The organism is Bradyrhizobium sp. JYMT SZCCT0180 (genome assembly GCF_018130165.1).
GTDB lineage: Bacteria > Pseudomonadota > Alphaproteobacteria > Rhizobiales > Xanthobacteraceae > Bradyrhizobium.
In genome coordinates this window covers 132,786-152,189 of the sequence record NZ_JAFCLZ010000015.1, presented here as the reverse complement: position 1 = coordinate 152,189, position 19,404 = coordinate 132,786, and the positions used below count along the sequence as shown (strand labels likewise).

The 19,404-nt window shown below is 63.5% G+C and carries 21 protein-coding genes; 11 read left to right on the top strand and 10 right to left on the bottom strand.

Features of this window, described 5'->3' with window-relative positions:
- Positions 1–460: 460 nt before the first annotated feature.
- Entirely contained in the window at positions 461–922 is a 462-nt protein-coding gene (locus JQ641_RS22670; RefSeq protein ID WP_211998119.1) for a carboxymuconolactone decarboxylase family protein, read from the bottom strand.
- Positions 923–945: 23 nt separating this feature from the next.
- Positions 946–1,362, bottom strand: a complete 417-nt coding sequence (locus tag JQ641_RS22665; RefSeq protein ID WP_211998118.1) for a cupin domain-containing protein — start codon at positions 1,360–1,362, stop codon at positions 946–948.
- Positions 1,363–1,455: 93 nt separating this feature from the next.
- Here JQ641_RS22665 and pdxR point away from each other — a divergent pair, with 93 nt between their 5' ends.
- On the top strand, positions 1,456–2,877 hold the full coding sequence (gene pdxR / locus JQ641_RS22660; protein ID WP_211998117.1) for a MocR-like pyridoxine biosynthesis transcription factor PdxR: 1,422 nt from the start codon (positions 1,456–1,458) through the stop codon (positions 2,875–2,877).
- Between the two features lie 128 nt (positions 2,878–3,005).
- Here pdxR and JQ641_RS22655 read toward each other — a convergent pair whose 3' ends face one another.
- A complete protein-coding gene (locus tag JQ641_RS22655; protein ID WP_211998116.1) occupies positions 3,006–6,497 on the bottom strand; it encodes an indolepyruvate ferredoxin oxidoreductase family protein in 3,492 nt (1,163 codons plus the stop codon).
- Between the two features lie 326 nt (positions 6,498–6,823).
- Positions 6,824–7,465, bottom strand: a complete 642-nt coding sequence (locus JQ641_RS22650; protein WP_211998115.1) for a trimeric intracellular cation channel family protein — start codon at positions 7,463–7,465, stop codon at positions 6,824–6,826.
- A 161-nt stretch (positions 7,466–7,626) separates the two neighbouring features.
- Between JQ641_RS22650 and JQ641_RS22645 the strand changes: the two genes are divergently transcribed.
- Complete coding sequence (locus tag JQ641_RS22645; protein WP_211998114.1) at positions 7,627–8,034, top strand: hypothetical protein; 408 nt, start codon at positions 7,627–7,629, stop codon at positions 8,032–8,034.
- A 100-nt stretch (positions 8,035–8,134) separates the two neighbouring features.
- Here JQ641_RS22645 and JQ641_RS22640 read toward each other — a convergent pair whose 3' ends face one another.
- Positions 8,135–8,947, bottom strand: coding sequence for an isocitrate lyase/PEP mutase family protein (locus tag JQ641_RS22640; RefSeq protein WP_211998113.1), 813 nt, complete (start codon positions 8,945–8,947; stop codon positions 8,135–8,137).
- 66 nt (positions 8,948–9,013) lie between these two features.
- Positions 9,014–9,322 (bottom strand): NIPSNAP family protein, encoded by a 309-nt coding sequence (locus tag JQ641_RS22635; RefSeq protein WP_211998112.1) that lies wholly within the window; start codon positions 9,320–9,322, stop codon positions 9,014–9,016.
- Here JQ641_RS22635 and JQ641_RS22630 point away from each other — a divergent pair.
- The 4 genes from JQ641_RS22630 (at position 9,315) to JQ641_RS22620 (ending at position 11,240) form a co-directional block, all read left to right on the top strand.
- Complete coding sequence (locus JQ641_RS22630) at positions 9,315–9,479, top strand: hypothetical protein (RefSeq protein WP_211998111.1); 165 nt, start codon at positions 9,315–9,317, stop codon at positions 9,477–9,479. The genes JQ641_RS22635 and JQ641_RS22630 overlap by 8 nt on opposite strands.
- Positions 9,476–10,174, top strand: a complete 699-nt coding sequence (locus JQ641_RS22625; protein ID WP_211998110.1) for a metalloregulator ArsR/SmtB family transcription factor — start codon at positions 9,476–9,478, stop codon at positions 10,172–10,174. Before JQ641_RS22630 ends, JQ641_RS22625 begins: the two co-directional genes overlap by 4 nt.
- A gap of 182 nt (positions 10,175–10,356) precedes the next feature.
- On the top strand, positions 10,357–10,620 hold the full coding sequence (locus JQ641_RS38040) for a GCG_CRPN prefix-to-repeats domain-containing protein (RefSeq protein ID WP_249150607.1): 264 nt from the start codon (positions 10,357–10,359) through the stop codon (positions 10,618–10,620).
- Positions 10,621–10,730: 110 nt separating this feature from the next.
- Positions 10,731–11,240, top strand: a complete 510-nt coding sequence (locus JQ641_RS22620; protein WP_211998109.1) for a hypothetical protein — start codon at positions 10,731–10,733, stop codon at positions 11,238–11,240.
- A gap of 77 nt (positions 11,241–11,317) precedes the next feature.
- Here the strand turns inward: JQ641_RS22620 and JQ641_RS22615 are convergent, their stop codons facing one another.
- Complete coding sequence (locus JQ641_RS22615; protein WP_211998108.1) at positions 11,318–11,707, bottom strand: twin-arginine translocation signal domain-containing protein; 390 nt, start codon at positions 11,705–11,707, stop codon at positions 11,318–11,320.
- A gap of 259 nt (positions 11,708–11,966) precedes the next feature.
- Positions 11,967–12,281 carry a hypothetical protein gene (locus JQ641_RS22610; RefSeq protein WP_211998107.1) on the bottom strand — a complete coding sequence of 105 codons (315 nt, stop codon included), beginning with the start codon at positions 12,279–12,281 and terminating at the stop codon, positions 11,967–11,969.
- 152 nt (positions 12,282–12,433) lie between these two features.
- Here JQ641_RS22610 and JQ641_RS22605 point away from each other — a divergent pair, with 152 nt between their 5' ends.
- Together JQ641_RS22605 and JQ641_RS22600 are read left to right on the top strand one after the other, a co-directional pair.
- Positions 12,434–13,681, top strand: coding sequence for a glycerophosphodiester phosphodiesterase family protein (locus tag JQ641_RS22605; protein WP_211998106.1), 1,248 nt, complete (start codon positions 12,434–12,436; stop codon positions 13,679–13,681).
- Between the two features lie 250 nt (positions 13,682–13,931).
- Positions 13,932–14,441: a hypothetical protein gene (locus JQ641_RS22600; RefSeq protein ID WP_211998192.1), complete on the top strand. Its 510-nt coding sequence runs from the start codon at positions 13,932–13,934 to the stop codon at positions 14,439–14,441.
- 19 nt (positions 14,442–14,460) lie between these two features.
- Here JQ641_RS22600 and JQ641_RS22595 read toward each other — a convergent pair whose 3' ends face one another.
- Positions 14,461–14,808 carry a hypothetical protein gene (locus JQ641_RS22595; RefSeq protein ID WP_211998191.1) on the bottom strand — a complete coding sequence of 116 codons (348 nt, stop codon included), beginning with the start codon at positions 14,806–14,808 and terminating at the stop codon, positions 14,461–14,463.
- Between the two features lie 274 nt (positions 14,809–15,082).
- Here JQ641_RS22595 and JQ641_RS22590 point away from each other — a divergent pair, with 274 nt between their 5' ends.
- Positions 15,083–16,087: an alpha/beta fold hydrolase gene (locus JQ641_RS22590; RefSeq protein ID WP_211998105.1), complete on the top strand. Its 1,005-nt coding sequence runs from the start codon at positions 15,083–15,085 to the stop codon at positions 16,085–16,087.
- A 105-nt stretch (positions 16,088–16,192) separates the two neighbouring features.
- Here the strand turns inward: JQ641_RS22590 and JQ641_RS22585 are convergent, their stop codons facing one another.
- The gene (locus tag JQ641_RS22585) at positions 16,193–17,725 is read right to left on the bottom strand and encodes an acyl-CoA carboxylase subunit beta (protein ID WP_192733829.1); all 1,533 of its coding nucleotides are present in this window, start codon (positions 17,723–17,725) and stop codon (positions 16,193–16,195) included.
- A 191-nt stretch (positions 17,726–17,916) separates the two neighbouring features.
- Between JQ641_RS22585 and JQ641_RS22580 the strand changes: the two genes are divergently transcribed.
- Together JQ641_RS22580 and JQ641_RS22575 are read left to right on the top strand one after the other, a co-directional pair.
- Positions 17,917–18,267, top strand: coding sequence for a DUF4260 domain-containing protein (locus JQ641_RS22580; RefSeq protein ID WP_502754982.1), 351 nt, complete (start codon positions 17,917–17,919; stop codon positions 18,265–18,267).
- Between the two features lie 72 nt (positions 18,268–18,339).
- Complete coding sequence (locus JQ641_RS22575; protein WP_211998104.1) at positions 18,340–19,341, top strand: dienelactone hydrolase family protein; 1,002 nt, start codon at positions 18,340–18,342, stop codon at positions 19,339–19,341.
- Positions 19,342–19,404: the final 63 nt, after the last annotated feature.

The window sequence follows — 19,404 nt, the reverse complement described above, 5'->3', positions numbered from 1 at the left end:
ATGCTGCTCGCGCCAGACTCCTCGAAGGAGCTTTCAGCGTCATAAAACGTTGACGGTCATGGACTATGACTATCAACCATAGCGCAGCGATGCGCCCCAGTAGTGTCGCGAAGGGCGGATGTACCCCTCGTGACAGTGAAGGCCTCCAGCTTCGGCTCGGAGGTCTTTTGCGTTTCAAGAGGCTTTGATTTTCCCGTCACCTTTGAGCGACGGTGAGCACGGCAACCACAACCACGAACCTCATCCTGAGGAGACCGCAACGCGGTCGTCTCGAAGGATGGCCGCGGGCGCGATCGGGGCCTCATGGTTCGAGACGGCGCTCTGCGCCTCCTCACCATGAGGGTCTGGCGCCCCTACTCCGCCGCGATCTACCTTGACGCCGGGTTCGCCAGGACGATCCGGCGCCGTGATTGCCGCCCGCAACCCCGATGACCGGTTGCGAGCGAAGCCTTCGGGTTCGTCAGGCCGCCTTCGCGACCGCAGCCTGCGGCGTATTTCGAAAGCTGATCGCCATACGGTTATAGACATTCATCAGGCCGATCGCGATCGTCAGGTCCACCAGTTCCCGCTCCTCGAACACGGCGCGGGCGGCCTGGTAGGCTTCGTCAGGTGCGCCGGTCTCCGCGACGCGCGTCACCGTTTCGGCCCAGGCAAGCGCGGCACGCTCGCGTGCGTCGAAGAGATCGCCGGCTTCCGCCCAGGCCTGCACCAGCGCCAGCTTTTCGATCTTCACGCCTTTCTTGAGAAGGTCGCGCGTGTGCATGTCGAGGCAATAGGCGCAGTTGTTGATCTGCGAGATGCGCAGATAGACCAGGTCGACCAGCACGGAAGGCAGCCCGCTCTGCGTGACGTAGCCGTAGACGCCGCCGAGTGCTTTCGCGCCTGCCGGTGCGATCTGGTTGTAGTCGAGACGCTTGCTCATTGTCTTGCTCCTTGATGATCTGGTTATTTGACTGATGTGGTCAGTTGCTTGTCGTCGGTATCGACGACGAACACCGCGAGCAGCCTTGCAGGCTTGGTCTTGCTCGCATTGCGGCTGACGGGATGGCTGGAGCCCGGCGTTTCGTAAAAACTTTCGCCGGCGCGGTAGACCCGCTTCGGCCCGTCGTTCACCTGCGACTCGATGGCTCCAGACACGACGTAGGCGAAGATGAATGCCGACTTCGCGTGAACGTGCGAAGGCGACGCGCCGCCGGGCGCATAGTCGACGACCACGGCGATCAGCGACTTGCCGGGGATGTTTGGAATCGCCTGTGCGAAGTGCGGCGTGGCCTTTTCGCCGACGCCATGTGCGGCGACAGGCGTTGCAGTGGCGATGGCGGCAGCGGCCAAGGCTGCACTGAGGATGGATCGTAGTTTCATGATGGCGTTCTCCGTTGCTGTCCCGCACAGATGCGCTCCTCCTGGTCTATAAAAAAGTACCAAGAAGTGACAAAAATCGTGTACCAATGAGACATGGCCAAGCCACTGAATCTGAAGCTCGATCGGTCCGCGAGGACGCCGCTGGCCGAGCAGATCCGCAAAGGCATCGCGGCCGCCATCGAGAACGGCGTGCTCGCGCCGGGCGCGCGCCTGCCATCCTGGCTCGACCTCGCCGCCCAGCTCGGCGTCGCCCGGGGCACGGTGCGCACCGCCTATGAAAAACTATCCGCGGCCCAGCTGATCGCAGCTTCGCGGGCGAGCGGCACCCATGTCGCGGCGCGCCCTTCGATGCGGGTTCGACAGGAGGAAGCGCCCGATCCCGGCTCGTTCATGGAGATGTACCAAGAACTCACCGCAGGGCCGTTGGCGTTCCAGATGGGCGTGCCCGCGCAGGAAGCGATTCCCGCCAAGCTCCTCGCCAGAATTCGCTCCTCCGCCGTACGCGCGGAATTGAGCGCGCCGCCGCTTTATCCGGACCCGCGCGGCGAGCCGGAGCTGCGGCGGGAAATGGCCGCGTATCTTGCCATCGCGCGCGGCATCGAGTGTTCACCTTCGCAGATCATCATCACCGGCGGCTTCAGCAGCGGCCTCGGGCTGGCGCTGCGAGTGCTCGGCCTCGAGGGGCGGAAGGCCTGGGTCGAGAATCCCGGCTTCCCGTTCACGCGGCGCGGCCTTGAGCTCGCAAGATTGTCGCTCGCGCCGATCCCGGTTGATGCTGACGGCATGAATGTCGATTACGGCCTGAACCATGCGCCGGATGCCGCGCTGGCTGTCGTAACGCCGGGGCAGCAGGCGCCGCTCGGCTCCACATTGTCGCTGGCGCGGCGCCTGCGCCTGCTCGACTGGGCCGCTTCTACAGGGGCATGGGTGGTCGAAGATGACTATCTGAGTGAATTGCAACTGAAGGGCCGCGCCACACCAGCGCTTGCCTCACTCGATCGCGCCGGGCGCGTCATCCATATCGGATCGTTCAGCAAGACGCTGACCCCTGCCCTGCGCCTCGGCTTTCTCGTTGCGCCCTTGCCGCTGGCCGGCCGGTTCGCCGAAGTCGCAGCGTGTCTTGCGCCGGCGCCCGGGCCGGCGGTGCAACTCGCGACCGCGGCGTTCTTGCGCGACGGCCACTACATGCGGCATCTGCGGCGCACCAAGCGCATCTATGCAACGCAAACCGACGCGCTGCTGAAATGCCTGCGGCCGCACGCCAGGAACAATGCGAACGATATCGCGGTTGCGGGACTGGCCGTGCTGCTGCGATTGCCGGATGGCGCGCCGGACCTTGCGATCGCCCGGGAAACGCTGTCGTTCGGCCTGGCGCCGACCCCGCTGTCACTGTGGTGCGCATCGACGGCCTCAGTGCGATCCGGCCTGCTGCTGGGCATCGCGACGGCCCCGCAGAAGCGGCTCGCGGCGTCCTGCGAGCGGCTCTATGGGATCATCGATCGGTTTACACGATGAAGCTGAACGCCCCACAAGCGGAGCCTTCGTAGGGTGGGCAAAGCGAAGCGTGCCCACCATCGCGAGCAGAATGCTGGGCGGTGGGCACGGCGCAAGTGCGCCTTTGCCCACCCTACGAAGTTTGGTCCCTACTCCGCCGCGATCTGCCGCGGCGCGGGCGGCGGGCTGACGAGGTCGGCGGCGAGTTGCGTGTAGCGCGCCTTGGCGTCGTGCACGGCCTTTTCCTTGACCGGGCCGTAGCCGCGGATGCGGTCGGGCAGCGAGAGGATTTCGACCGCGGTATCGAGCGTGAGCGGCGACAGCAGGCCGAGCACGGTTGCGACGTCCTTCTCATAGCCGGCGATCAGATCGCGCTCCATCTTGCGGTCGGCGCTGTGGCCGAAGATGTCGAACGAAGTACCGCGCAGGCCCTTCATCTTCGCGAGCATCCTGAACACCGGCATCATCCACGCGCCAAACGCGCGCTTCTTCGGCCGGCCCAGCGCATCGAGGCCGCCACCGAGGATCGGCGGCGCGAGGTTGAAGCTGAACTTGAAATCGCCCTCGAACTGGTCGCGGAGCTGCTTTTCGAAGCGGCCGTCGGTATAGAGCCGCGCGACTTCGTACTCGTCCTTGTAGGCGAGCAGCTTTGCATAGTTGATCGCGACCGCACGCGGCAACGCCTCGTCGTAACCGCCATCGATGGCGGCGTCGCGGACCTTCTTGACCAGCGCCTGATAACGGGCAGCGAGTCTGGCGTCCTGATATTCGGTCAACAGGTTGCTGCGGTGGGCGATGATCTCGTCGAGCGACATCGCATCCAGCGTCTTGGGTGCGACACTCCCGTCCTGATCCTTCATCATCGCGATCAGCTTTGCGGGGTCATGTGCGGCGAGACGTCCAAGCTGGAACGCCTGGATGTTCAGCTTGATCGCGACGCCGTTGACCTCGATCGCCTGCTCGATGGCTTTCGCCGAGAGCGGCAGCAGGCCCTTCTGATAGGCAAAGCCCATCATCATCATGTTGGTGGCGATGGAATCGCCGAGCAGCATTTCGGCAGGTTTTGTGAAATCGAAGAACGACGAATCCTTGCGCAGCGCGGTTTCCAGCACGTGGTTGACCTTGCGGGCCTGGAAATTGAAATCGCGGTTGAGGATGAAGTCGGCGATCGGAATGAGGTGGGTGTTGATGATCCCGGTGGTGCGGCCGGATTCGCAGAGCGTGATGGTTTCCTTGGAGACGGCCACCACCTCGTCGGCCGCCAGCACGAGATCGGCGGTGCCGGTGACGATGCGCGAACAGGTGACGTCGGCAGTGTGTTCGGACAGACGTACATGGCTCAGCACCGCGCCGCCCTTTTGGGCGAGGCCGGACATGTCGAGGATCATGCTGGCCTTGCCCTCGATATGCGCGGCCATGCCGAGTAATGCACCGATGGTCAGCACGCCGGTGCCGCCGACGCCGCCAACGGCGACGTTGTAGGGCCGCTCCAGCGTCGGCCTCGAGGCAGGCTCCGGCAGTTCGCCGATATCGCCGACGCCGGCCGGCGCGCGTTTGCGCATCTTGCCGCCGTCGATGGTGACGAAGGACGGGCAAAAGCCCTTCAGGCAGGAATAATCCTTGTTGCAGGTCGACTGGTTGATGGTGCGCTTGCGTCCGAGCTCCGTCTCCAGCGGCTCGACCGAGATGCAGTTCGACTGCACCGAGCAGTCGCCGCAGCCTTCGCAGACCGCCGGATTGATCATGACGCGGCGCGCCGGATCTTCCAGCGTTCCCCTTTTGCGGCGACGGCGCTTTTCGGCGGCGCAGGTCTGCACGAACACGATCGCGGAGGCGCCCTTCACCTTGCGCAGCGTCTTCTGGACGGTGTCGAGCTCGTCGCGATGCGAGGTCTTGACGCCGGGCGCGATTTCGCCAGCCGGATAGGCGTCGGGATTTTCCGAGACCAGGTAGATTTCGCGGATGCCTTCGGCGTGAAGCTGGAAGGTGATCTGCTGCGGCGACAATTCGCCGTCGACATGCTGGCCGCCGGTCATCGCGGTCGCGTCGTTATAGAGGATCTTGTAGGTGATGTTGGCGCCGGAGGCGACCGCCTGGCGGATCGCGAGGCTGCCGGAATGGAAATAGGTGCCGTCGCCGAGGTTGGCGAACACGTGCTCTTCCTTGGTGAAGGGCGCGACGCCGACCCAGGGCACGCCCTCGCCGCCCATATGGGTGAACGTCTCGGTCGAGCGGTCCATCCACAGCGCCATGAAGTGGCAGCCGATGCCGGCAAAGGCGCGGCTGCCTTCCGGCACTTTTGTCGACGTGTTGTGCGGGCAGCCCGAACAGAAATACGGGGTGCGGGTGATCGGCGCCACCGCCTGCATCTGCGTTGCCTGCCGGCCGTTGAACCAGTCGGCCTTGGCGCGGAGTTGTGCTGCGATTTCGGGATTGAGGTTAAGTCGAAGCAGCCGTTCGGTCAGCGAGCTCGCCAGCGAGGCGACGCTGAGCTCTTCGGCAAAGGGGAGGAAGCGCTTGTCGTGGTCGTCCATCTTGCCGATGATGCGGGGACGGACATCGTCGCGCCAGTTGAACAGCTCCTGCTTCACTTGATTTTCGACGATCTCGCGGCGCTCTTCGATGATGAAGATTTCTTCGAGGCCGACAGCGAATTGCCTGACGCCTTCCGGCTCGAGCGGCCAGGGCATGCCGATCTTGTAGAGTCTGAGACCAATCTTGGCGGCGACTTCCGGCGTGATGCCGAGCTCGCGCAGCGCCTGCCTGATATCCTCGTAGCTCTTGCCTGACGCCATGATGCCGTAGCGCGCGTTCGGCGAATCCATGGTGACGCGGTTGACCTTGTTGGCGCGGGCAAAGGCGATCGCGGCAAAACCCTTGTAGTCCTGCAGGCGGCGGTCCTGCGCAAAGCGGTCATCGGGCCAGCGCAGATTGAGGCCGCCCTCCGGCAGTTCGAAATCGGTCGGGATCACGAACGGCGTCATCTCGTCGGTGAGATCGATCTCGGCGGTGGTTTCCACCGTCTCGGTGATCACCTTCATGCCGACCCAGCATCCGCTGTAGCGCGACATCGCGATACCCAGCAGACCCATCTCGATCATTTCATGGATGCTGGAGGGATACAGATACGGCATCAGCGCCGACATGAAGGCATGGTCCGACTGATGCGGCACGGTGGAGGATTTGGCGCCGTGGTCGTCGCCCGCGAGAACCAGCACGCCGCCGTTCTTGGCCGAGCCTGCCGCGTTGCCGTGTCGGAACACGTCGCCGCAGCGATCGACGCCGGGGCCTTTGCCGTACCAGATACCGACCACGCCATCATAGTTGGCGCCGGGCGACAGATTGAGCTGCTGCGAGCCCCAGACCGCGGTGGCGGCGAGATCCTCGTTCACGCCGGGCTGGAATTTGATGTTGTATTGCTCGAGATGCTTGCGGGCGGCGAACAGCTGCTGGTCGTAGCCGCCAAGCGGCGAGCCGCGATAGCCTGAAATGAAGCCGGCGGTGTTCAGCCCCGCGGCGCGGTCGCGGCGGATCTGCGCCATCGGCAGCCGCACCAGCGCCTGGATGCCGGTCAGGAAGACGTGGCCGCTTCCCTGGGTGTATTTCTGATCGAGACTGATCGGACCCTGGTTGATTCCCATTTAAGCCCTCTTTTGCCAGCCGCTTCGATCGCCAAGACGATTTCTGAGCAAGGCTGTGTTTTATGTAGGCGTCAGAACTTCTTAGAACCAGTCTATGTCGGATTTTCCGCTTCCCGCACCACAAATCTGGGCAAGGCAGCCGCGCGATCAAAGATCGCAATTTCGTGCCGGGAAGAACGCCGGCCGGTTTCACTTTGTGTCGCCGGACCGCCCCGGCACGAAACGGCATGACGTGGCCGCTTGCCCTGCGTTTGGGGATAACGCCCCAGGCCGCCTTGGCTGCAGGCGATTCTCGCTGAAGCGTTATGGTGCGCTGCGTTCGTCGGTCAGTGCTGATCGCCGCCGAAGACGAATTTCGGCATTTCCCATTTGTAGCGGATCGCGAGCAGCCGCAGCGTCAGCCCGAGCGCGAAGGTCAATCCGGTCCAGAGTTCGTGATTCAACTGCAACCCGAACGCGGTGACGTAGAACAGCCCGGTGACGACGGAGACGCTGGCGTAGAGTTCGGAGCGAAACAGCAGCGGCACGTCGTTGCAGAGGATGTCGCGCAGCACGCCGCCGGCGCAGCCCGTGATCATGCCGGCGACGATCACGATCGGCAGCGGCGCGCCGACTTGCCGGGCGACATCGCAGCCGGCCATCGTGAACACCACAAGGCCGATCGCGTCCAGCACCAGGAATGCGAGGTTGAGCCGGTGCACATGGCGCGCAATCAGGATGGTCGCGAAAGCCGCGATCGCGGTCAGCGCCAGGTAGGACGGGTTCTTCACCCAGACCAGCGGATAGTGCCCGAGCAGCACGTCACGGATGGTTCCGCCGCCGAGCGCAGTAATGCAGCCCAGCATGCATACGCCGGCCCAATCCATGCTGCGGCGCCCGGCGGCCAGCGCGGCCGTCATCGCCTGCGCGGTCAGCGCCACATAAGACAACAGGTGCAGCACGGTATCGCTGGGCGGCAGGGCCCACATGGCAACCTCTTATGCAGCCTCGTCGCACCCTCGTGGTTCGATGGAACCCGCGAATCACGGTTCCATCATTAACCGGTTGCAAGATTGACGCGGAACATCCGGCCGCGCCAGCCATTGTATCTCCGCTAAACACTTTGGGGTTCTAACGGAGGAACTGATTGATGACCTACAATCCGAACGACCCGTATCGTGCCAATCTGAGTGAAGACGAAATCCGCCGTCAGGCACGTATGAACAGTCTCGACAACGAGATACAGGCCGACCCGCAGCTCGCCGAGGGTCCGGCCAGCGGCACCAGGATCGCGATGTTCGCGATTGCCATCGCCGTCGTGATGGGTGCGTTGTTCTATGGTCTGAACAATACCAGCGTCAACGAGGCCGGCACCACGCCGTCCAGCCAGACCGCGCAGACGCAGCCGGCCACCCCCGCGGCGCCTCCGGGCATGCGTGACGTAACGCCGAAGTCCAACAACCAGCCCGGCATGACCACCGGTGCCGCGCCGGCGCGTCCGGCAGCGCCCTCGCCGGCGGCGCCGCCCGCTCCGGCCGACGCACCGGCCAAACAGTAACGGCTGAAGCAAGAGTGATCTGAGAACGATCTGAAACGACAGCGCAGCGGGCATTACGCCCGCTGCGCTTTTTGTTTGAAGATGTTTTTGTTTGAGGGTGTCAGCTGAACATCTTGTTGAGTTCGCCGCCGGGATAGCCGTTGGCGAACTCCGCGAATGTGCCCTGCTCCGCCATCTCCTTCGACGCCTTCATGAAGCCGGCCCACGCCGTGCGGGCCAGAGCAGCGCCGACGCTGATACGGCGCACGCCGAGATCGCCGGCAATTTTCAGCGACGGACCGGCCGCACCGACCAAGAGATTGACCGGCCTTGGCGCGACCGCTTTGACGACCGTCGAAATCTCTTCCGGCGTCGAGATGCCGGGCGCATAGAGGACGTCGGCGCCGGCTTCGGCATAAGCGGTGAGCCGGTCGATCACGAGCTTCATATCCTTCACCCCGCGCAGAAACGCCTCGCAGCGGCCCGTGAGCAGCACGCCGCTATTATCGGCGTCGATCGCCTGGCGCGCCGCCCTGATGCGATCGATGGCAAGCTCGCGTTCGAACAGCGGCTTGGAATTGTCACCGGTGAAGTCCTCGATCGACAGTCCGGCGATGCCGGTCTTGACCGCGCGTGCGACGTTGACGCCGACCTTGTCCGCCTCATGCGCAAAGCCGTCCTCGAAATCGGCGTTGACGGGAATGTCGACCGCCGCACTGATGGCGGCAAGATGATCGCAGACGTCGTCGACGGTGACGCGGTTGTCGGCCTTGGCGATGGCCCAGGCAAACCCGGCGCTGGTGGACGCCACCGCCTTGAAGCCGAGATGCTGCAACGCCTTCGCGCTGCCGACGTCGAACGGATTGGGAATGATGAAGCAGCCGCTCTCGTGCAACTTCTTGAAGGCGGCGCGTTTGTCAGCAGTTGTCAGCATGGTCACTCCCCGAATTGTTTGTTGGCGCGGCCAACATAGGTACGCGACGCCCCCTCCGCCAGACGTTCACGCCACGACCTTGCGCAGGAACGTGCGCTCTTCGGCGAGGATGAACTGGTTCGCCTCGGCGAAGCCAAAATTGGCCATGCCCTCCTTGTCGGCGCGCAGCCGTGCGCGATAGCTCTCGTAGGCCGCGAGGCTCTCGAACGAGATCAGCGCGAAGGCGATGTTGTTGGTGCCCTCATGCGGCATCCAGTAGCCGATCAGGTCGCCGCCGCATTTCGGAATGATGCTGAGCCAGTTTTTCGAATATTCCTCGAACATCGCCCGCTTGAACGGATCGAGCTGGTAGCGGATGAAGACGGTGATGGTCATGTTGTTCTCCGGTCTTTGTTGTCGTCATTGCGAGCGCAGCGAAGCAATCCACGCCTCCGCACGTGGCGCGATGGATTGCTTTGCGCTCGCAATGACGTTCGAGGCAAACACTACCCGCTTGATCGTCGTCGATGCTTCGGCTATCATCGAACTATGAAAGCAGGCCCTGACATCGCAATGGTTGCCTCCCTGGTCGGCGATCCCGCGCGCGCCAACATGCTGACCGGGTTGATGACGGGCCGCGCGCTGACCGCGACCGAGCTGGCGCACGAGGCCGGGATCACGCCGCAGACGGCGAGTTCGCATCTGGCCAAACTGGAAGCCGGCGGCCTGATCGAGCAGGAGAAGCAGGGCCGGCACCGTTACTACCGCCTCACCGATCCCGATGTCGCCGGCGTGCTCGAGGGCCTTGCGGGGCTTGCGGAACGCGCCGGTCACACGCGTGTGCGCACCGGGCCGAAAGAGCCGGCGCTGCGCCGGGCGCGGATCTGCTACGACCACCTCGCCGGCGATCTCGGCGTGCAGATGCTCGACAGCATGAAGAAGCAGAAGCTGGTCCGGCAAAGCAAGGCGACCATCGAACTCACCGGTGAAGGCAAGCGCTTCATGGCAAAGGCGCTGCAGATCGACGCCGATACGCTGGCGCATCCGCGCCGTCCGGTTTGCAAGGCCTGCCTCGACTGGAGCGAACGGCGGCATCACCTCGCCGGCACGTTGGGCGCGGCGGTCATGAGCCGCTTCACCGAACTGAACTGGGCCGCGCGCGATACCGCGCCGGGCAGCCGCGTCGTCAATTTCACGCGCAACGGCGAGAAGCGATTCGCGGCGCTGTTCGGCCCGAGCGAAGCTTAATTCCTGCAGCCCGTTTGTTTACGAATTGGCCCCAAATGAGGCGCGGCAACGAGAATGTGACCGCAGCTCAACCGGCAATTTCTTGCTGCTGTTTCACGAATCAACAACATTCATTTTCTATTCAGGTCTCCGTGACTAGGTTCGGAACCGCGCCGCATGGCGGCTAAAAATCGGGAGAAAACATGAAGTACCTTTTCGCTGCAGTCTTGGTCGCAGCCTCGTTTGCGAGCTTCAGCGCGGCGAATGCCGCAGGCGGATGCGGCCCCGGCTGGCATCGCGGTCCGTATGGCGCATGCGTCCGCAGCGTCGGCCGCGTTTATGTCGCCCCGCGTCCGGTCTACGTCGCCCCGCGCGTGGTTGTACGGGAGCCGGTTGTGGTGGTGCGGCCTGGCCGCGGCTGCGGCCCCGGCTTCGCGTGGCGTGGTGGACGTTGCCGTCCTTTCTGATCCCCCTTGATACGAAAAAGCCCCGCTCCGGCGGGGCTTTTTATTTGGGCATTGAACGTAGCGGCTTGTTGCGCAGACGAAACGGCGTAACCGTTTCCATGCGAGAATCCATGAACGCCCTGCTGTGCGCCGTAGCCGCCGCGATCGCGCTGGCCTCCCTCACCATGCCGGCGCATGCTGAAGCACCACCCAAATTCGCGGACCATCCGGCCAAGGTCTACACCGGCAAAGTCGCAAAACCGCGCCTGGCGACGCCGGACCTGCGCGCCCGCCGCGAGACCTTTCTGGCGGCCGCCGACGACGGGAAGATCGATGCGGCCGGCCGCTACATCGTGGTCAAGCTGCCCTGCGGCTCGAGCTGCGTCGCGCCCACATTGCTCGATGCGCGCACCGGCAAGATCGTCGAGCTGTTCACGGTCTCCGGCTGGCACGAGGTATCAGATGATTTCGATCCCGTCGTCAGCCGCGCCAACAGCCGGATGATCGTGTTTCGCGGCGCCCGCAACGAAAAGGGTATCGTCGGAAACCATTTTTATCTGATCGAGGATGGCGGAAAGCTGAAGCACCTGCATACGCAGGACACGCAGGCGAATTTCGAGACGTCGCCGAAAATCAGATAGCCGGATGGAATGAAGTGCACGCCAAGCAGAACAAGGCAGGGACGGCAAATGCCATCCCCGCCCCGTTCCCAGGAATCCTACCAGTAGCGGCGACGCCAGTAACGACGGCGCCAGTAGCGGCGACGCCAACCGTAATGCCTGCGGCGCCAGCCCCAGCGCCTGCGGCGCCAACCCCAACGACGACGGCCCCAGCCCCAGCGACGACGGCCCCATCCGCGGCGCCGGCCCCAGCCACGGCCACGACCCCATCCGCGGCCACGGCCTCGGCCCCCGCGCACTTCCTCTGGCTGGAGCCGATCGACCTCATCTCCTGACGTGACGGCGGGCTGCGCATCCGGATTGGCAGGGAGTTGGCCGTCCGGAACCAGCGGCTGCGGCGTCAGCGGCGCCGCCTGTGCGCCGGCCGCAAGTGCGATGCCACCAGCCGCAAATCCAAAGGCGAGTTTCAGAAAGTGACGGCGCTCCATGACATCTCCTCCTCTGCGATCGGTTGGATTGAGCAGGAGAGTTTCGGTGCGCCGAGATGAATGCCAGCTGAACTGCGCGTTCAGGTTAGTCGCGCGCTTTATCCATCGTCGTCCCGGCCTTGAGCTCAGATGTGCAATTGCACATCGGGGGACCCATACGCCGCGGCCGGATCTGCTGGAAAAGGAAGATCACCACCAGCGTGCCCAACCACTACCGACGGTGGCTATGGGTCCCGGCTCAAGGCCGGGACGACGATATCTACTTCCCAAACTCCTCGGCCAGCACCAGCACCTCGCGTGTGCGCGTCACGTCGGGCCAGTCGCGGTTGAAATCGGCGATCAGCCGGGTCATGTCGGGACCTTTGGTCGCGCGGTCGAGCGCGGCCTCGTCGGAAAACTGATACATCGCGTGATGCAGCGCGGGATCGCTGAGGCTCCAGTAGCGCCACGCTTTCTCGGCGCCGAACGATTTGACCGCGTCCGGCAGATGCTCGCGCGCATACCAGGCATCGAACGCCTGACGCTTTGCGGCATCCGTCACGGTGGCACGGACGACGAACAGGGCCTTGGGCATTTCGGTTCCTCCCAATTGTTATTTTGCGTAAGATCGCCGCCGTGCGACCGCGCGAACTGTAGATAAACGCCGAGCGAGCGCAACCCCACACGCAGACGTCATAATGTCGTGGTGATATCCGTTTTTTACACCGCCACTTCCGAGGTTCGTTCATGCACTCTCGCCGCCTTATGGTTCTATTCTCCGCGGTCGCGCTGTTTGCGCCCGCTGCTCCCGCCGCGGCGCAAAGCGTGCCCCTGCCCCGCGAGACGCAGATCGGCCCGCGCCCGTTCTACCTCGTCGACAAGATGAAGGACGGCCCGCTCAAGGAAAAGCTCAGCCAGTGCACCGGGCCGTTCCACAAGACCGACTTTTCGATCGGCCATCGCGGCGCGGCGATGCAATTCCCTGAACATACCAAGGAATCCTATACCGCCGCGGCCCGGATGGGCGCCGGCATCATCGAATGCGACGTCACCTTCACCAAAGACCGCCAGCTGGTCTGCCGGCATGCACAATGCGACCTGCACACCACGACCAATATCCTGTCGGTGCCGGCGCTAGCAGCCAAATGCTCGCAGGGATTCAGCCCGGCCGATCCCGCCGCCGGCAAGAAGGCATCCGCCAAGTGCTGCACCAGCGACATCACGCTCGCCGAGTTCAAGTCGCTGACCGCGAAGATGGACAGTTTCAACCCTGATGCCACCAACGTGGCCGATTACCAGAACGGCACGCCGCGCTGGCGCACGGATCTCTACACCGCTTCCGGCACGCTGGTGACGCATGACGAAAGCATCGCGCTGATCAAGAGTTTTGGCGCCAAGTTCACGCCCGAACTGAAGTCGCCGGAAGTGCCGATGCCGTTCGACGGCGACGACACCCAGGAGAAGTACGCCGCGCAAATGCTGCAGGCGTACAAGGCTGCGGGCATTCCGGCGAGTGACGTATTCGCGCAAAGCTTTAATCTTTCCGACGTGCTGTTCTGGATAAAGACCGAGCCGGCGTTCGGCGCGCAGGCGGTCTATCTCGAGGACCGCTACGAGAAGCAGGGTCTTGATCCCGCCAAGCCTGAGACCTGGAAGCCGTCAATGGCCGAACTCAAGTCGTCTGGCGTCAGAATCCTGGCGCCGCCGATCTGGACCATGCTGACGCTGAACGACAACAAGGAAATCATCCCGTCCGAATACGCCAAGGCCGCGAAAGCCGCCGGGCTCGATCTGATCGGCTGGTCGCTGGAGCGCGACGGCCCGCTGAACAAGGGCGGCGGCTTCTATCATCGCTCCGTCAAACCGGCCATCGACCGTGACGGCGACACGCTGACGGTGCTCGATGTGTTGGCAAAACAGGTCGGCATCCGCGGCATGTTCTCAGACTGGCCGGCGACCACGACGTTTTATGCGAGCTGCATGGGGATTAAGTGAGGGGCTAGCCGGAATCGTAGAATTGTAGGGTGGGCAAAGCGCAGCGTGCCCACCATTCCGCTCGAAAATGTCGATGGTGGGCACGGCGCAAGCGCGCCTTTGCCCACCCTACGGCACTGCCCAGCTTAGCGGCACACAGTCCGAAGGGCGCAGCGCTTGACGACTGCGGCGAGACCGGCAAGTCTTGCTGCAGATCGGCGCTGTTTTGCCGACGGGTCCCCAGGACCCTCTTTTTGGACACCAATTTATTATGCAAAACGTCACTCGATGTATTGTGAAAGCCGCGCTGCTGTCAGCCGCACTCGCCATTGTCGCCTTGCCTGATATGGCCCGCGCGCAATCAGGGAGCGCGGGCGGCAGCATCGGCAATGACGAAAAATCGCTGTCCGGTTCGCGCACGACGCCCCGGGCGGTTGAACCCTCAAAGCCGGCACGACGCAGCAAGCCAGAAGCGGAGGCACCGCGCCGGGCACCGCGAAGCAGCGGGGGCGGCGGTGGTGGCAATCTGGATGGAGCATGGGTTCTTACCAGCGTCGGCACGCCCTGCGGCAGCTCCACCGACACGGTGGTCGTCTCGGGCGGCAAGATGGTGGGGCAATATGGCACCGCTCAAGTCAGCCCGAATGGCTCGGTGTCCGGAGTCGGAAGCGCCGGGAGCCTGAGCTGGACCATGTCCGGCCGTTTCTCGGGCCGCAGCGGCGGAGGTTCGTTCCGGCGATCCGATGGATGTGCAGGAAGCTGGACCGGATCAAAACAGTAGTTGCGAATGGCGGCTGGCCTCACACCAGCTTCATCGGCGCATCACGAACCATCCGCAGGTCGATCCTGCTGATCAGATCGGACCGGAGCAGCTCGGCGGCGCCGATGGCTTCCTCCGTCTGCCGCAAGGTGCTGACATTCGACCCGAGCGAGACAATTCCGCCCAGGATCATCGCGATCGATCCGAGGGCTGCCGTCTGACCGGCCCCTAGCAGGCCGAGCATCGTGACCAGCAGCAATGCGGCGCCGCCGACGATGGCCGCCTTGGAAGCCAGAATATACTTCCGGCATCGCTCGGCAGCCTCGGCAAGCTCCTCAAGCCGCGCTTCGATCCGTGAAATCTCTTCTGTCGGGTCGTCTTCAATCATTAAAGGGCAGATACCGGAATTGGTGGAGGTCCACCCTACGCGCTGGGGGCGCCGGTGATCAAGGCGTCGGGCTTCAGTCCTGAGCAGGCAGGATTGGTGGCGCCGCTGGTCCGCGCCGCTCATGGAGCGCGATCCCGATCAAGCGATGGTGACGTTTCGTGAATGGCTTCCCCCTTCCACTGCAAACCATAACGTCGGTATGTCGTTGCCAAATGTGGCCATCGCGTCGTGATTCCGATGCCGCCACGCGAGATCACCGCCGTCGGAGTTCCCAATGAATCGTCTTTGTGCCGCGGCGCTGGCCAGCGCCCTGCTCGCTTCACTTTATGCACCAGCCAGCGCCGCCGCGCGCGAGCCCTATGGCATCGGGCTGGAGGGATTAGCCTACCCCTATCCGGTCAGCCTGCTGCCGCTCACCAACGACGGCGAGCAGGTGCGGATGGCCTATATGGATGTCGCCCCGGTGCAGCCGAACGGGCGCACCGTGGTGCTGCTGCACGGCCGCAATTTTCCGTCGAGCTATTGGGCGCCGGTCATCAAGACGCTCTCGGACGCAGGCTATCGCGTGGTGGTGCCGGACCAGATCGGCTTCGGCAAATCCTCCAAGCCGCAAGGCGAGCTGCATTTCGACACGCTGGCGCGCAACACGATGGCGCTGCTGGATCATCTGCAGATCGCGAAGGCCGATATCGTCGCCCATTCGCTCGGCGGAATGCTCGGCGTGCGGATCGCCCGCGCCTACCCTGACCGGGTCGACCATCTCGTGCTGACCGCGCCGATCGGGCTGGAGGATTACCGTCTCTATGTGCCGCCGACGCCGACCGAAAAGATTCTGGAGAACGAGGACAGGCTGACCGCTGACGGATATCGCAAGCAGCTCGAGACCAACTATTCGCTAAAACTGCCGGCAGACCAGGTGACGCCGTTCATCGATGCACGTTTCAACATCAAGGGCAGCGCCGAATATCCGCGCTGGCTGCGCGCCTTCGTCAGCTCCGCACAAATGATCTACCGCGAGCCGGTGGCGCATGAAATCCCGCTGATCGCGCGGCCGACCCTGTTCATCATGGGCGCCGACGATCACAACGCGCCCGGCAAAGCCAACGCCCCCGAAGCGCTGCGGCCGAAGATGGGCCACAACGCCGACCTCGCCAAGGCGCTCGCCGCCAAAATGCCGAACGCCCGCGCCGAGGTGATACCGGATACGGGGCATCTGGTGTTTTTGGAGGCGCCGGCGAAATACAACGAGTTGTTGCTGGGGTTTCTGGCGGCGCGGTAGGGACGCGTAGGATGGGTGGAGCGAAGCGATACCCATCAATTGCCGGTGCGAAGATCAAAGATGGTGGGTTACGCTGCGCTAACCCACCCTACGAAACTACGCACCTCACAACGGCAAATTGTCGTGCTTCTTCGCCGGCATCTCCACCTTCTTGTCTTTCAGCATCGCCAGCGCCCGCGCGATCCGCTTTCTTGTCGAATGTGGCATGATCACATCGTCGATGTAGCCGCGCTCGGCCGCAATGAACGGCGACAGGAAGCGGTCTTCGTATTCCTTCGTTCGGGCGGCGATTTTATCTGCATCGCCGATGTCGCTGCGGAAAATGATTTCGACCGCGCCCTTGGCGCCCATCACGGCGATCTGGGCGGTCGGCCAGGCGTAGTTCATGTCGGCGCCGATTTCCTTGGACGCCATCACGTCGAACGCGCCGCCATAGGCCTTGCGCGTGATAACCGTCACCAGCGGTACCGTGCATTGCGAATAGGCGAACAGCAGCTTTGCGCCGTGCTTGATCAGGCCGCCATATTCCTGCGCGGTGCCCGGCAGGAAGCCCGGCACGTCCACAAAAGTCACGATCGGAATGTTGAAGGCGTCGCAGAACCGAACGAAGCGCGCGGCTTTCCGTGAGGCGTCAGAGTCGAGCACGCCCGCCAGCACCATCGGCTGGTTGGCGACGAAGCCGACGGTGCGGCCGGCGATGCGGCCGAAGCCGGTGACGATGTTCTTGGCAAAGGTCTCCGAGATCTCGAAGAAGTCGCCCTCGTCCACGACTTTGAGGATCAGTTCCTTCATGTCGTAGGGCTTGTTCGGATTGTCGGGGATCAGCGTATCCAGCGACATATCGAGGCGTTCGATATTGTCGAAGCTTGGCCATTCCGGCACGCCGTCGGTGTTGTTGGAGGGCAGGAAGTCGATCAGCCGGCGCATCTGCAGCAGCGTCTCGACGTCGTTGTCGAACGCGCCGTCCGCGATCGAGGAGCGCGTGGCGTGCACGGAGGCGCCGCCGAGTTCCTCGGCCGTGACCACTTCGTTGGTGACGGTTTTCACCACGTCGGGTCCGGTGACGAACATGTAGCTCGTGTTCTTCACCATGAAGATGAAGTCGGTCATCGCGGGCGAATAGACGTCGCCGCCGGCGCACGGCCCCATGATGACCGAGATCTGCGGGATCACGCCCGAGGCGATGACGTTGCGGCGGAACACGTAGGAATAGCCTGCGAGGGCGGCGACACCTTCCTGGATGCGCGCGCCGCCGGCATCATAGAGCCCGATGATCGGCGCCCGCGCCTTCATCGCCATGTCCTGCAGCTTTGTAATTTTCAGCGCATGGGTCTCGGAGAGCGAGCCGCCGAACACGGTAAAATCCTTGGCGAACACGAACGTCTTGCGGCCGTTCACGGTGCCCCAGCCGGTGACGACGCCGTCGCCGGGGATCTTGTTCTTTTCCATGCCGAATTCGACCGAGCGGTGCTCGACGAACATGTCGAATTCCTCGAACGAGCCCTTGTCGAGCAGCAGTTCGATGCGCTCCCGCGCCGTCAGCTTGCCGCGGGCGTGCTGCGCCTCGATGCGCTTCTCGCCGCCGCCGAGCTTGGCGCCGGCGCGCCGTTCTTCGAGGGTGTCCAGGATGTCTTTCATGTGCTGCCGCCCGTCATAGGTCCGAATTGGCCGGGGTTCTAACACGGCCTTTTGCGAACCGGAAACACCCCTTCATGCCCTCTGGTACCGGTGCAGAAATGCACTATATCCGCAGCTCTGCACAGGGGATGCAATTGACGGATACTGCGACCGCCGAGCCTGCCGGGACCGTTACCGGGGGCCTGCGAACCATGCTGCGGCTGGAAGGCCTGGCGCTGTTTTTGGGGATGACGCTGCTCTACTGGGTCTGGGACGGATCGTGGTGGGTCTACGCCGCCCTGTTCCTGGCGCCCGACCTCAGCTTCGCCGCCTATTTTTTCGGGCCGCACTTCGGGGCGATGCTCTACAACGCCGCCCATACCTACATGGTGCCGATGGCGCTGATGACGGTCGGCTTTGTCACGGCCGAGCCTTTGATACTGTCGATCGCGATGATCTGGCTCGCCCATATCGGCTTCGACCGCGCGCTGGGCTATGGGCTGAAATATACCACCGGGTTTGGCTTCACCCATCTCGGGCGGATCGGGAAGAAATCGACCTAGCAGATCGATTTGACAGCCATTGCGCTGCTTGGTCTAGTTGCCCCACAACGAAAAAGTACGGGGGGCACACCGATGCCGAGAGACTGGCGCTTTGCCGTCATGGCCGCGATCTGTTGCGGCGGGATTCTCCTGGGCTGCCTTGAGGTCAACGCGCAATCGATCCCGAAGGACGTCGCCGCGCGCACCGAGATCTACGCAATCCCGTCGCTGACCATTTCGGACCAGCAATTTCTGAACGGCGATTCCAACGGCAAGCAGGTCACCGTCGCCGGTCAATTCCGCATCGCGCAAGGCACTGGAAAACTGCCGGTCGTGGTGCTGATGCACGGCTCGAGCGGCGTCGGCGCCGGGATGGATCCGTGGGTGCGTCAGCTCAACAGCCTGGGGATTTCGACCTTCGTGATCGACGGCTTCTCCGGCCGCGGCCTCACCGCCGTTGGCCCGAACCAGGGCCTGCTCGGCCGGCTCAATTTCATCGTCGATATCTATCGCTCGCTGGAGATCCTCGCCAGGCATCCGCGCGTCGACCCTGAGCGGATCGTGCTGATGGGATTTTCGCGCGGCGGACAGGCCACGCTCTACGCCAGCCTCGACCGCTTCAACAAGCTGTGGAACAAATCCGGCGCGCAGTTCGCCGCCTACATCCCGTTCTATCCGGATTGCTCGACGAGCTATGCCACCGACACCGAAGTCGCGGCGCGTCCGATCCGGATCCATCACGGCACGCCCGACGATTACAATCCGGTGTCGAGCTGCAAGGCCTATCTGGCGCGGCTGCAGGAAGCCAAGCGCGACGTGGTGCTGACCGAATATCCGGACTCCCCGCACGGCTTCGATTCAGGCCTGCTCGGCCTCAGCACGACGACGGTCTCGGCCAATGCGCAGACCGCGCGAAGCTGCAAGCTCAGCGAGGGCGAAGGCGGCGTGTTGATGAATGGCGATACCAAGGCGCCGTTCAGCTACAAGGACGCCTGTATCGAGCTCAACCCGCATGTTGGCGGCAACCCGACGACCGCCGCGGAAGCGCGCAAGGCCGTGAGCGACTTCTTGCTGGCGCTGTTCAAATTGGGGTAGCGGCTAGCATCGTCATTGCGAGCGCAGCGAAGCAATCCATATCTCGACGAGCGATAGAATGGA

Bases quoted from the DNA above. Each gene is read 5' to 3' on its own strand.
- JQ641_RS22670 (WP_211998119.1), bottom strand. From the start codon at position 922: ATGAGCAAGCGTCTCGACTACAACCAGATCGCACCGGCAGGCGCGAAA.
- JQ641_RS22665 (WP_211998118.1), bottom strand. From the start codon at position 1,362: ATGAAACTACGATCCATCCTCAGTGCAGCCTTGGCCGCTGCCGCCATC.
- pdxR (WP_211998117.1), top strand. From the start codon at position 1,456: ATGGCCAAGCCACTGAATCTGAAGCTCGATCGGTCCGCGAGGACGCCG.
- JQ641_RS22655 (WP_211998116.1), bottom strand. From the start codon at position 6,497: ATGGGAATCAACCAGGGTCCGATCAGTCTCGATCAGAAATACACCCAG.
- JQ641_RS22650 (WP_211998115.1), bottom strand. From the start codon at position 7,465: ATGTGGGCCCTGCCGCCCAGCGATACCGTGCTGCACCTGTTGTCTTAT.
- JQ641_RS22645 (WP_211998114.1), top strand. From the start codon at position 7,627: ATGACCTACAATCCGAACGACCCGTATCGTGCCAATCTGAGTGAAGAC.
- JQ641_RS22640 (WP_211998113.1), bottom strand. From the start codon at position 8,947: ATGCTGACAACTGCTGACAAACGCGCCGCCTTCAAGAAGTTGCACGAG.
- JQ641_RS22630 (WP_211998111.1), top strand. From the start codon at position 9,315: ATGGTCATGTTGTTCTCCGGTCTTTGTTGTCGTCATTGCGAGCGCAGC.
- JQ641_RS22635 (WP_211998112.1), bottom strand. From the start codon at position 9,322: ATGACCATCACCGTCTTCATCCGCTACCAGCTCGATCCGTTCAAGCGG.
- JQ641_RS22625 (WP_211998110.1), top strand. From the start codon at position 9,476: ATGAAAGCAGGCCCTGACATCGCAATGGTTGCCTCCCTGGTCGGCGAT.
- JQ641_RS38040 (WP_249150607.1), top strand. From the start codon at position 10,357: ATGAAGTACCTTTTCGCTGCAGTCTTGGTCGCAGCCTCGTTTGCGAGC.
- JQ641_RS22620 (WP_211998109.1), top strand. From the start codon at position 10,731: ATGAACGCCCTGCTGTGCGCCGTAGCCGCCGCGATCGCGCTGGCCTCC.
- JQ641_RS22615 (WP_211998108.1), bottom strand. From the start codon at position 11,707: ATGGAGCGCCGTCACTTTCTGAAACTCGCCTTTGGATTTGCGGCTGGT.
- JQ641_RS22610 (WP_211998107.1), bottom strand. From the start codon at position 12,281: ATGCCCAAGGCCCTGTTCGTCGTCCGTGCCACCGTGACGGATGCCGCA.
- JQ641_RS22605 (WP_211998106.1), top strand. From the start codon at position 12,434: ATGCACTCTCGCCGCCTTATGGTTCTATTCTCCGCGGTCGCGCTGTTT.
- JQ641_RS22600 (WP_211998192.1), top strand. From the start codon at position 13,932: ATGCAAAACGTCACTCGATGTATTGTGAAAGCCGCGCTGCTGTCAGCC.
- JQ641_RS22595 (WP_211998191.1), bottom strand. From the start codon at position 14,808: ATGATTGAAGACGACCCGACAGAAGAGATTTCACGGATCGAAGCGCGG.
- JQ641_RS22590 (WP_211998105.1), top strand. From the start codon at position 15,083: ATGAATCGTCTTTGTGCCGCGGCGCTGGCCAGCGCCCTGCTCGCTTCA.
- JQ641_RS22585 (WP_192733829.1), bottom strand. From the start codon at position 17,725: ATGAAAGACATCCTGGACACCCTCGAAGAACGGCGCGCCGGCGCCAAG.
- JQ641_RS22580 (WP_502754982.1), top strand. From the start codon at position 17,917: ATGCTGCGGCTGGAAGGCCTGGCGCTGTTTTTGGGGATGACGCTGCTC.
- JQ641_RS22575 (WP_211998104.1), top strand. From the start codon at position 18,340: ATGCCGAGAGACTGGCGCTTTGCCGTCATGGCCGCGATCTGTTGCGGC.